The sequence below is a fragment of the uncultured Campylobacter sp. genome, from assembly GCF_938045625.1.
In the GTDB taxonomy this organism is placed as follows: domain Bacteria; phylum Campylobacterota; class Campylobacteria; order Campylobacterales; family Campylobacteraceae; genus Campylobacter_A.
This window is the reverse complement of record NZ_CALIAV010000059.1, coordinates 40,022-50,656: the sequence shown is the minus strand read 5'-3', so window position 1 is coordinate 50,656 and position 10,635 is coordinate 40,022. Positions and strand designations below refer to the sequence as shown.

The 10,635-nt window shown below is 46.1% G+C and carries 11 protein-coding genes; 3 read left to right on the top strand and 8 right to left on the bottom strand.

Going from position 1 to position 10,635, the window contains the following annotated elements:
* Positions 1–320: 320 nt before the first annotated feature.
* The 6 genes from Q0386_RS06315 to waaC form a co-directional block, all read right to left on the bottom strand.
* Entirely contained in the window at positions 321–578 is a 258-nt protein-coding gene (locus Q0386_RS06315) for a hypothetical protein (RefSeq protein WP_299028662.1), read from the bottom strand.
* Complete coding sequence (locus tag Q0386_RS06310) at positions 575–892, bottom strand: glycosyltransferase family A protein (RefSeq protein WP_299028660.1); 318 nt, start codon at positions 890–892, stop codon at positions 575–577. Before Q0386_RS06310 ends, Q0386_RS06315 begins: the two co-directional genes overlap by 4 nt.
* A gap of 139 nt (positions 893–1,031) precedes the next feature.
* Positions 1,032–2,117, bottom strand: a complete 1,086-nt coding sequence (gene rfaQ / locus Q0386_RS06305; protein ID WP_299028659.1) for a putative lipopolysaccharide heptosyltransferase III — start codon at positions 2,115–2,117, stop codon at positions 1,032–1,034.
* Positions 2,114–2,878, bottom strand: a complete 765-nt coding sequence (locus Q0386_RS06300; RefSeq protein ID WP_299028657.1) for a glycosyltransferase family 2 protein — start codon at positions 2,876–2,878, stop codon at positions 2,114–2,116. Before Q0386_RS06300 ends, rfaQ begins: the two co-directional genes overlap by 4 nt.
* The gene (locus tag Q0386_RS06295; RefSeq protein WP_299028654.1) at positions 2,872–3,765 is read right to left on the bottom strand and encodes a lipid A biosynthesis lauroyl acyltransferase; all 894 of its coding nucleotides are present in this window, start codon (positions 3,763–3,765) and stop codon (positions 2,872–2,874) included. The genes Q0386_RS06300 and Q0386_RS06295 overlap by 7 nt, the downstream gene beginning before the upstream one ends.
* Entirely contained in the window at positions 3,758–4,744 is a 987-nt protein-coding gene (waaC, locus tag Q0386_RS06290; protein WP_299028651.1) for a lipopolysaccharide heptosyltransferase I, read from the bottom strand. Before waaC ends, Q0386_RS06295 begins: the two co-directional genes overlap by 8 nt.
* Before the next feature lie 63 nt (positions 4,745–4,807).
* Here waaC and Q0386_RS06285 point away from each other — a divergent pair, with 63 nt between their 5' ends.
* Positions 4,808–5,725: a 3'-5' exonuclease gene (locus tag Q0386_RS06285; protein ID WP_299028648.1), complete on the top strand. Its 918-nt coding sequence runs from the start codon at positions 4,808–4,810 to the stop codon at positions 5,723–5,725.
* Positions 5,726–6,064: 339 nt separating this feature from the next.
* Here the strand turns inward: Q0386_RS06285 and Q0386_RS06280 are convergent, their stop codons facing one another.
* A complete protein-coding gene (locus Q0386_RS06280; RefSeq protein WP_299028646.1) occupies positions 6,065–7,387 on the bottom strand; it encodes a right-handed parallel beta-helix repeat-containing protein in 1,323 nt (440 codons plus the stop codon).
* A 220-nt stretch (positions 7,388–7,607) separates the two neighbouring features.
* Between Q0386_RS06280 and Q0386_RS06275 the strand changes: the two genes are divergently transcribed.
* Both Q0386_RS06275 and Q0386_RS06270 read left to right on the top strand, forming a co-directional pair.
* Complete coding sequence (locus Q0386_RS06275; RefSeq protein ID WP_299028643.1) at positions 7,608–8,666, top strand: NAD-dependent epimerase; 1,059 nt, start codon at positions 7,608–7,610, stop codon at positions 8,664–8,666.
* Positions 8,663–9,574, top strand: a complete 912-nt coding sequence (locus Q0386_RS06270) for a DNA ligase (protein ID WP_298790477.1) — start codon at positions 8,663–8,665, stop codon at positions 9,572–9,574. Before Q0386_RS06275 ends, Q0386_RS06270 begins: the two co-directional genes overlap by 4 nt.
* Here the strand turns inward: Q0386_RS06270 and Q0386_RS06265 are convergent.
* On the bottom strand, positions 9,571–10,611 hold the full coding sequence (locus tag Q0386_RS06265; RefSeq protein WP_299028638.1) for an LLM class flavin-dependent oxidoreductase: 1,041 nt from the start codon (positions 10,609–10,611) through the stop codon (positions 9,571–9,573). The genes Q0386_RS06270 and Q0386_RS06265 overlap by 4 nt on opposite strands.
* Between the last annotated feature and the right edge of the window lie 24 nt (positions 10,612–10,635).

Genomic DNA, 10,635 nt, shown 5'->3' with positions numbered 1-10,635 from the left:
TTTACTAGTACTGATGGATCTCTTAAGATTGATATAGATGAAGGTGAATTTAAAAAATTAAAAGATGATAATACTTATGTATATACATATGCTCAGTTGCTAGAAAATGCAAAGAATATGTATAAAGAATTTATGAATGTCATAAAAAAACAAAAAATAATTCCAAATTTATCATAAACTATAACTTTTGCGAACGGCGTTAATTAAAAATTAATGCCGCAAAAACCAAGGCATTCCGTGTTTTTTATCTTTGATATTTTGCGGAGTGTTTTCTCTTAAAATTTGCCAAGTAAAATTTAAAAACAATCTTGAATGCGCCGTTAAAGCGCCGAAATTTTGCATTTTTTCTCATAAATTTCTCTATTTTGACTATCGTCGCGGCGCAAAGAGCGATACGAGCCGTCGCGATTTACGTCGTCATTGTCTCTTTCGTGGTAAAAATATCTGCGTTTTGTAAAATATTTTCGTTTAAATGCAAGCGCTTCAAAATACTGGGCGTAAAAATTATCTTCGTGTCCGTAATTCCCGGCAAATTCTTCATCATATCCAAAGTGCGTCAAAAATTCGCCACGTCTCATCGCAAATACATTGCCGTGGATGGGTAATTGCCTGCGATAAAGCCATTTTTGTGAATGTGCGTACGTCTGAATTTATAAATTTCACCCCTTTTAAAATCACTATCCACCATAAATTTCAAAGTATCTTCATAAAAAACGTGGTCTAAATCAGTGATTATAAATTTATCGCTTTTTGCGCTTAAAATGCCTAAATTTCGAGCTCCTGCTTGATTCCATTTGATCTTTATCCAGCGCAAATTTAGATTAAATTCTGGGATTTCATGGTGCAAGGGTGATTTATTGTAGATTGTGATAAATTCAATAACATCTAGCAAATCAGGGCTGTATTTTTCATAGACTTTAAGTAAATCAAAACAGAATTTATATCGTTTTGATTGCATTAAAAGTGAGTAATATAGCTAAGCTTTATATGCGAGTAATAGTAATGGGGGGGGGTAATATGTGAAATCGTTTTTATCCTTTCAAACTTCCTCTGATTTTGCTCTTTATCGCCTCTAGCTCCTCGCCCTCAAACCTCATCAGCGTTCGCTCTACGCCGTGCTTTATCATCCCCTCTTTGTCGCACGGCACGAAGTCCCAGTCTTTTTGAAATACCGCGTGCTTGCCCATAGTTTGGTTGCCGTTGCGCTGTGTGTAGCCGTTTTCGTTTAGATCGTTATCCCACGGCCCCCACTCAAACGCCCCGCTAGGCCCAAACAGCGCGATCACGGGCACGTCGTTGGCCGCGGCTAGGTGCATGATCGCCGTATCTACGCCGATAAACATCGCGGAGCGCTTTGATAGCGCGGCGGTCTGTTTTAGAGTAAGCTTGCCGCCTAGATTTACGGGACTGGAGGAGCACAGCGCCAGCACGTCGTCCAGCTTTTTTAGCTCGGCGTCGTTGTTATCGGCCGTTAGCACGACCCGCACGCCAAGCCCTTCGCAAAAGTCGATTATCGCGGCCATAGTTTCGTCGTCCGCGCATTTAAACATCCAGCGGCTAGTTAGGTGCACGTGGATAAATTTGGGCGGCAAATTTAGATGGCTGATGCAGTCCGGATCAAAATACACGCTAACTCGTTTGCCGCTAGGCTCAAATCCTAGCGCGGCCAGGGCGTCTAGGTTTCTATCCACGGTGTGGCGCAGGCCGCCTATTTTAGGGGCTTTGTGCGTGATTATTTTATTTACGGCTTTGTTTTTGCCCTCAAAGCCCACGATGGTTTTTATCTTGGCGTATTTGGCGACGATGATACCGCGGTCGCCCGTCGTGGTTTGCACGGCGATGTCGTATTTTTGCTTTTTGATAGCGCGGATAAACTTTAGCTCGCGCCAAAGTCGTTTAAAAAAGCCGACCTCTTTTATATTTGCGCGGTCGTAGATGTGGATGTTTTGGATGTTTGGGTTGCCCTCGATCATCGCCTCGGTGCCCTTGTTTAGCGCGAAATCTATCTGCGCGTCAGGGTAGATGCGGCGCAGGTTTTCGATGAGCGGAGTCGTGAGCAGCACGTCGCCGATGTTTCTAAATTTCATAACTAGGATTTTGATTTTTTTATCTTTCATTTTACGTACTTCCAAAATGTATATTGCGCGTAAAGCCTTGCTATCACGTAGCCGCGCCAGCCCTCGCGCCAGCCGCCTTTTAGGAAAAATAGCTTAAAAAACGTCCATGCGGGATTTAAAACGGCCTTAAATTTGCTTGATTTAGCGCCCTTTGCGCCAAGGCTCGAGTAGCGATTTTGCTTAGCGATAAACTGCTCGATACTGTCGTAGGCATAGTGTTTGAAGTGGTTTTTTAGCCTGCCGATTTGATTTTTGGCGGCGGTTAAATTTGCGCCGTCTGCTTGGATTTGTTCGCCTGTATTCGCCGCGCTTTTTAAAACGACCTTTTCGTGTATCTCGCGCCCGTCAAACTCCGCCCGCGTCTTGTCAAAAAGTCTAACCGTGCAGTCCGGGTAAAGCCCCATCGTGCGCACTTCTTTGCCGAAAAATATATTTGCGCGCGCCACCTCGTATGCGCAAAACTCGGGGCGCTGTAAAACCTGCAAAATTTCCTCCCTCAGCGGCTCTAAAATCACCTCGTCGCTATCTAGCACGAAAACCCAGCGATTACGCGCTAGATCGACGCCCAGCTGCTTTTGCGCGCTAAATCCCAGCCATTTTTGCTTGTGAAATTTGACGTTTTTAAACCCAGAGCAAATTTGCTCCGTAGCGTCCTGCGAGCCGCTATCGACCACGACGACTTCATCTGCGAATTCGCAGCTTTTTAGCGCTTCGGCGAGGTATTTTTCGCTGTTAAGCGTGAGGATAACGACGCTTAGCATTTATAAATTTCCTCATTAAAATGCTTAAAGCGTTTATGAAACCAAAAATACTCGTCCGGCTTCTCGCGTACAGCAGCCTCGGTGGCGTCTGATTGAGCTTGCGTGGCTTTTAGTGCAGCGCCTTCTTTGTCAAAATCCCTAACGTCAATCGGCGGAAAAAAGCAAATTTCGCTGAGGTTTGCCCCTTTTTCGCGGATAAAGGCCGGCACGATGAGCGCGTTGGTTTTTTGCGCGAATATGCTAGCCGCAGGCGTATGCAGGACCTTTCGTCCGAAAAATTTAACCTCTACGCCCTCGTCTTTGGCGGTGTTTTGATCGACCAGAATGCCGACTAAGCGGCGCGCCTTGACCGCTTTTAGGATTTGCTTGGCACCGCCCATTTTGTCGATGAGTTCAATATCAAAGCGGGTGCGATTTGCTGCCAAAATGCGCTGCATGACCGCGCTATCAAGCGCGCGTCCGACGATGCTAACGCCGCCAAATTTCGCCGCCATCGCCAGCGAAAATAGCTCCCACTGCCCGTAGTGCGCCGTTTGCACGATGATCGGGCGACCCGAGGCAAGTGCGTTTTGAAAGATTTGCTCGTTTTTAAATTCGACTTTTTCTAGGATTTTTTCCTTGCTCGCGTTTTGATTTTTTATAAAATTTACTGCAAATTTGGCGTAGTTGCGGTAGGTGTCTTTTATGATTTGTTCTTTTTGCTCGGCCGTTAGCTCGTTTACGTAGGCGAAATTTAGATTTGCCCTGATGATTTTGGTGTGTTTGGCGTCAAATTTATAAAACAAAAACGCAATGAAATTTAAAAAAGGATCAAGCAAAAACGCGGGCGTAACGGTAAAAATAAATTTAAAAAATCTATAAAGCCAAAGGTAAAATAAATCACGCATCAAGTAGCCTTTTTGCCGCGTTTGCGATAGCTTGCGGCGCGATATCTCGCACGCAAAAGTCGCTTTTATCTATCTTTTTTGCGTCTATTTTTTTGCCCGCGTCGATGGTTAAATTTACGGGCGTCGCGTAGGCGTTTCGCTCTGCAGGCCGGTTACCAAAAAGCGTGATAGAGGGGCGATTTTGCGCCCAGGCGATATGTGTCACGCCGCTATCGTTGCCGATAACAAGATCGCAGCTTGAGATGAAGCTTACTAGCTCTTTTAGGCTCAAATTTAGAGTTTTTACGTTTGAGTTTTTTATCAAATTTAGAGCCTCTTTTTCCTCTTTTTCGCCGTTATAGCAGACGAAAATTTCATTTTTCGGCTCGTCTAGCAGCGCGATAACATCGCCAAATTTATCGTAAATTTTACTCGGCTCGCTAGCAAAAGGCGCTATCAAAATTTTCTTTTTTAAGCTTTTAAATTTACTTTGCGAGGCGCTAAAGCAAGGCTGTTTGGCTAAAATTTCATCCTCGCTAAAACTAAACCCCAAAGCAAAAGCCGTAAGGCTCAAATTTCGCAAGATAATATTTTTGGCGTAGTCGCAATTAAATTTATGCCTGTAAAACAGCGCCGCAATCGGCTCTTTCACGCTAAATTTATCAAATCCGTAGCTATTTTTGCCAAGAAGCTTCGCAACCGCGGCGGATTTGATCAGCCCTTGCAGGTCGATGACGTAGTCAAATTTGCCTTCTTTCTTAGCAGAGGCGATCAGCTCCAAGCTTTTTTTGTATTCGCCGTTTTTTAGCGGTAGCGATACGACGCGCGAAATTTGCGGGCAAAGAAACAAAATCTCGCTAAATTTAGCGTCGGCAAACCACGTTATTTTGGCTTTTGGCAGGTGTTTTTCGATAAACTGCAAAATAACTACCGCGTGGACGATGTCGCCCAGGGCGGAGAGCTTGATAACGGCGATGTTTGGGCTTAAATTTTTACTCATTTACCGCTTTTATAAAGATTTTTAGCTATCATTTTAGGCAAAAATAGCTAAAAAAGGTTTGAAATGGCTAAAAATTATATCTGCGTTTTTGACTGCGAGACGGTGCCCGACACCGCACTTTTGCGTAAAATTTACGGCTTTGAGGGAAGCGACGCGGAGGTGGCGAGGCAGGCGTTTGCCGCGCAAAAGGCAGCAAGCGGAAGCGAGTTTTTGCCAGTGATGTTTCACCGCGTCGTGGCGATTTCAGCTGTGATGGCGGACGAATACGGTAAATTTTTGCGCGTAAGTACGATGAAGGGTGCAAATGAGCGTGAAATCCTAAATAAATTTATCGGCTTCGTAAACTCGCACAACCCGCGCCTAGTGAGCTTTAACGGACGGGGCTTTGATCTGCCGATGATTTTAACTCGCGCGATGAGGTACAACGTCTCGTTTCCGAGCTTTTACGAGGTCGAAAACAAGGAGCTTGGCAAGGGCAAATGGGACGGCAACTACCGCGACCGATATAGCGGCAAATTTCACTTTGATCTGCTCGATCACGTGAGCGAGTTTGGCTCCGTGCGCGGGCTAAAGCTCGATACGCTGTGCGCTAGCTTAAATTTGCCCGGCAAATACGACGTCCACGGCGATCAGGTGATGGAGCTGTTTTTTGACGGTAAGATCGACAAGATCAACGAATACTGCGAAAGCGACGTGCTAAACACATACTGGCTTTTCCTAAAATACGAGCTTTTGCGCGGAAATTTGATGCTTGATGATTACGCCGACGACATCTCGGTGATGAGCGAGTGGCTAGCGGCAAACTGCGCGCAGATGGGCTATACGCCGGTATTTTGCGAGGCAGTCGAGCGCGAACTAGTGCGCCTCGAAACGCAAAACTACGAGGATGAGCCGGAGCTTGATGAAGACGGCGAGCAGATCGGGGCAGAGGAGTACTACACCGAAGAAAATATGCCTGAGATAAATTTGGATGAGCAGTGAGAGGTTTGGAAAATTTGGCGAGATAAAACGGGCTCGAAGCGGCACGGGCTTGGTAATTTTGACGCGCATTTTGTTTTTAGGGTGCGGTCAAATTTGACGTAGCTTGGCGAGCGATTAGTAAATTTGGCTTTTACTGGGCAAATTTTATTTCGCTTTAGCGGCTACAGCATCAAATTTGACGAAAAAGACACGCAACCTAACGCCGCAAAAATAGCTGCAAATTTGCAAATTTGACCGCGACTAAATCAAATTTGACTAAAGACGGCACGAAAACAAACCGCCAAAATAGCTAAAACCGATCTCACAAACGTCAAATTTCTAGACAAAACGCCTGGCAAATCAGTACTTTATCTCCTGCGCGCCGTAGCCCTCTACCGCGCCAAAGAGCCTAACCGCGTCTTTTAGCGGATATTTGTTGACAAACATCGATATTTCGCTTTGTCCCGTTGCGATTTGATTTATCCCAAACACCCTTCTTAGCTCATTTGTAAACGAATTTGGATCGTAGTCCACGCTCTCTTTGTATGAAGCGTCCAAAAATCCTTCCATATATGCCTTGTTTATGGCTTTTCTTAGCGATCTGTCGTCCTTTAGCTCCTCATTACCGACCGCCTCGTCAAAGAGATCCACATCTGCAAAATCCTTTGCAAATACGGTCTCGAAAAGTCCGAGCCCCGGCAGGATGACGTCGGCTTTTTTGTTGAGGAAAAAGCGGTTGTCGTTGACGCGTACTTTTCGCCCTTTTTCCATGGCTACGGGACTATCGATGCGGGCGCGTTCTATTGCCGCAAAGGCCGAGAGACCGATGATGTTGCGGTGTATGATGACGTCTGCTTTGGTCATGATCTTAAAGCCTTGGCCGCCGTCGCCAAAGCTAGCCGTTCGCGGCCAGGTAAAAAGCATGGTGTTGTAGCTAAAGTCGATTTTGACGGCGTCGGCTTGATTTTTCGCGCCCCAGATTTCGCAGGCGCTGATGGCGTTTGCGACAAAGACGTTGTTTGTGATATTTACCTCGCCGTGAGCGCCTAGTCTAATCGCCGAGTTGTTGCCGTTGCCAAAGACGCTGTTTCGTATCGCAAGCTCTCCGCCGCCTAAAAATTTACCGCCCAAAAGCGGTTTTGCCGCAGTGATGACGTTTGTAGCCTTACCGTTTTGACCAACTCCTGGCGGCAGGACTAGCATGCCCGTTTCTACGCCTCTTGGCTTGCCTCTGCTTGGATCATAGGCGTTTGAGTCGCCCTTGTCAAAGATAATGCCGTCAAAAACGAGCCTCTCTCTGGGCGCTGCGACGACGTCTAGCTCGACTAGCGGATTTGACGAGCCTGTGCCGTTAACGGACGCAGGCGGCATGATGCGGGTTTGGTACTTTAAAACATCGCGCGCGACGAAGTCCTTGGAGTAGCCGCCGTAGATCTCGACGGGCTTTTTGACGATGATAAAGCCCTTGTCTCTTAGCCCGTAGTAGTTGCCCTCGGCGACGTAAATTTTATCGCCTATTTGGGCTATCTGGGCGGCTTTTTCTATATTTTTTAACGGCGCTTCTTTGGTACCCGCGTTTGCGTTGTCGCCCAGATCTTTTGAGACGTAGAGCTCGGCTGCGTGTCCGAGCAGGGCAAATGTGCTAAAAAGGCAAGGCAGAGCGGCTTTTTTGATACTAAGCATCGTCGTCTCCTCATGTAAATTTGGCTAGTTGATTATAGCAGTAAAATAGTAAAATTTTTAAAAGTTCGTTTAAGAATCTCCGCTTAAATTTGCAAATTTAAACGTCAAATTTGACCCCAAGGCCGCGCAAATTTGCTCAAATTTTACCTCGAGGTGCGCAGGCTAACGGCGAAATAAATGAGATTGTGCTAAAATAACGTCAAATCACAAAGGAAAAAACATGAAAATTTTAGTAACCGGAACGGCGGGATTTATAGGATTTCATTTGGCAAACGCCCTCGTAAAAAGGGGCGACGAGGTCGTCGGATACGACGTGATAAACGACTACTACGACGTAAATTTAAAGCTCGCGCGCCTAAAAACGGCCGGTTTTGATGTGAGCGAGATAGACTATGGCAAGCTTACCACCTCAAAAACGCAGCCTAATTTAAAATTTATAAAAGCCGATCTAGCAGACGGGGAGACGATGAAAAAGCTTTTTGAGAGCGAGAAATTTGACTGCGTCGTAAATTTGGCCGCGCAGGCAGGCGTTCGCTACTCGCTAATAAACCCGCAAGCCTACATCGACAGCAACGTCACGGGATTTATGAATATCCTTGAGTGCTGCCGCCACAACCAAACTAAAAATCTAGTCTACGCAAGCTCGAGCTCGGTCTACGGCCTAAACGAAAATATGCCATTTAGCACGCACGAGAGCGTAAATCACCCGATCAGCCTCTATGCCGCGACTAAAAAAAGCAACGAAATGATGGCGCATACGTACTCGCATCTCTTTGGCGTACCTACTACGGGACTGCGATTTTTCACCGTTTACGGTCCGTGGGGACGCCCTGATATGGCGCTATTTTTGTTCGTCGACGCCGCGCTAAAAGGCAAGAAAATCGACGTCTTTAACTACGGCAAGATGAAGCGCGACTTTACCTACGTGGACGACATCGTAAAGGGCATCATAAAATGCATCGACAACCCTGCCAAGCCAAATCCTGCGTGGGACGCAAAGTATCCCGATCCCGCCACCTCTAGCGCGCCGTTTAAGGTCTATAATATCGGCAACAACAGCCCCGTAGAGCTCATGGACTACATCAAGGCCGTCGAGCTTAAAATCGGCCGCGAGATAGAGAAAAACTTCCTCCCGCTTCAAGCCGGCGACGTGCCTGCGACCTATGCGGACGTGAGCGATCTGGTAGCAGACTTTGACTACAAGCCAAACACTAGCGTAAATGACGGGGTGGCTAGGTTTATCGAGTGGTACTGCGAGTTTTACGGGGTTAAAATTTGAGATTTTTCGCGCTATTGCTGGCCGCCTTTTTAAATTTCGCTTTGGCGGCGCAGAGCGAAAACCTAAGCGACGCGGGTGTAGATACTGCTAAAAAAGATAAATTTGAGCTTTTAAAACTTAGCGAATACAAAGGTCAAAACGTCGGCGGCTGGCTAGCTAGCGAGAAACTAGACGGCGTGCGCGCCTACTGGGATGGGCGAAATTTGCTATCCAGAAACGGTAAAATTATAGCCACGCCAGGGGGCTGGAGCGCGCATTTTCCGCCGTTTGCACTTGACGGTGAGCTTTACACTGCGCGGGGCGAATTTGAAAAAATCCAATCGATCGTAATGGATAAAACGCCAAATGAGGCAGCGTGGAGTGAGATCAAATTTTATGTTTTTGACGTACCTGAGGCTAGCGGCGGGCTTTTAGAGCGGCTTAGCGAGCTTGAAAAATTTATCTTGCAAAATCCGCAGGCAGGGCAAAATTTAAAGATAATCAAGCAAGTAAAAGTAAAAGATAACGCCGAATTTGAGGCGTTTGCGGAGGCTGTCATCGCAAAGGGCGGCGAGGGTGCGGTCGTGCGCGAGCCAAACGCGCCGTATGAGCGAAAACGAAGCAAAAATGCTCTGAAATATAAAAAATTTAAAGACGCCGAGTGCGAGGTTGTCGCCGTAAATAAAGGCAGCGGCAAATACGAAAAATTTGTAGGCTCGCTTACCTGCAAGGCGCTTGGCGGCAAAGATGATAAAGAAAGAGCTGGCGAGCCAAAAGAGGGCACTATCTTTAAAATAGGCTCAGGACTAAGCGACAAAAATCGTCAAGATCCCCCAAAGATAGGCTCTATCATCACATATAAATTTCAAAATTTAACCGCCAACGGCAAGCCAAGATTTCCTATATTTTTAAGGGTTAGAGAGGATTAAATTTGATCCGTGATCTCTTTTAACGCCCCAAAAGAGTCAAACTGCGCCTTTTCATCAAAAATAAAGCTTTGAGCCATGATCTCATCGACTGCTAGTCTATTTTGAAACTCTAAAATTTGCTCTTTAACGCTTTGCTTTGAGCCTATAAAAGAACACGCCATCATCTCTTCTGTGACGCTTCTTTCTCTATTTTTTAGCTCTATTTGCCTAAAGTCGATCGGCCCAAAATGTGGAGCCTTGGCACCTGTTTTGTAAGACATAGCAAAGACTTCGTCGTTATCCTTTTTTGGTGGCTGCAAATACTCTTTTTCGCCAGTTACTACGTTTAAGAAAAACTGCGTTTGCGTAGTGGCTAAACTCCTTGCTAGCTCGTCACTTTGGGCTATTATCACATTTGCTCCTGCGATGACATAGGGCGCTTTTAAAAAGGGCGATGATTTGAAATTTTGACGATAAATTTCTACCGCTTTTTCTAGCGCACGCGGTGCAAAGTGCGACGCAAAGGCGTAAGGCAGGCCAAACTCAGCCGCCACGTATGCGCTATATATACTTGAGCCAAGTATGTAAATAGGCGGAAAATTTTCAATTTTTGGATAGGCTTTTACGGCTCTTTTGGCGTTAAAATAGTCCATTAATTCGTTTATTTGCATGTTAAATTCCATCTCTCTTGCGCCACGTCTAAGCACTGCAGCCGTATCTTGATCAGTCCCTGGAGCTCTGCCTAGTCCAAGATCTACGCGGTTTGGAAATAGCGTCTCAAGAGTGGCATACTGCTCGGCGATAGAATAGGGGCTGTGGTTTGGTAGCATCACGCCGCCAGAGCCCACACGCAAGCTTTTTGTGTGCTCTAAGATGTGTGCGATGATGAGCTGCGTGGCTGAGCTAGCTAAGTTTTTCATATTGTGATGCTCTGCGACCCAGTAGCGCTTTATTCCGATATCTTCGGCAAATTTAGCCAGTCTGAGGGCCGCATCTATGGCATCTTTTGCGTCACCGCCTTGTTTTATCGGTAGTAAATTTAAGATTGAAACATTCATTTTTATCCTTTTTTTGTAGATGAG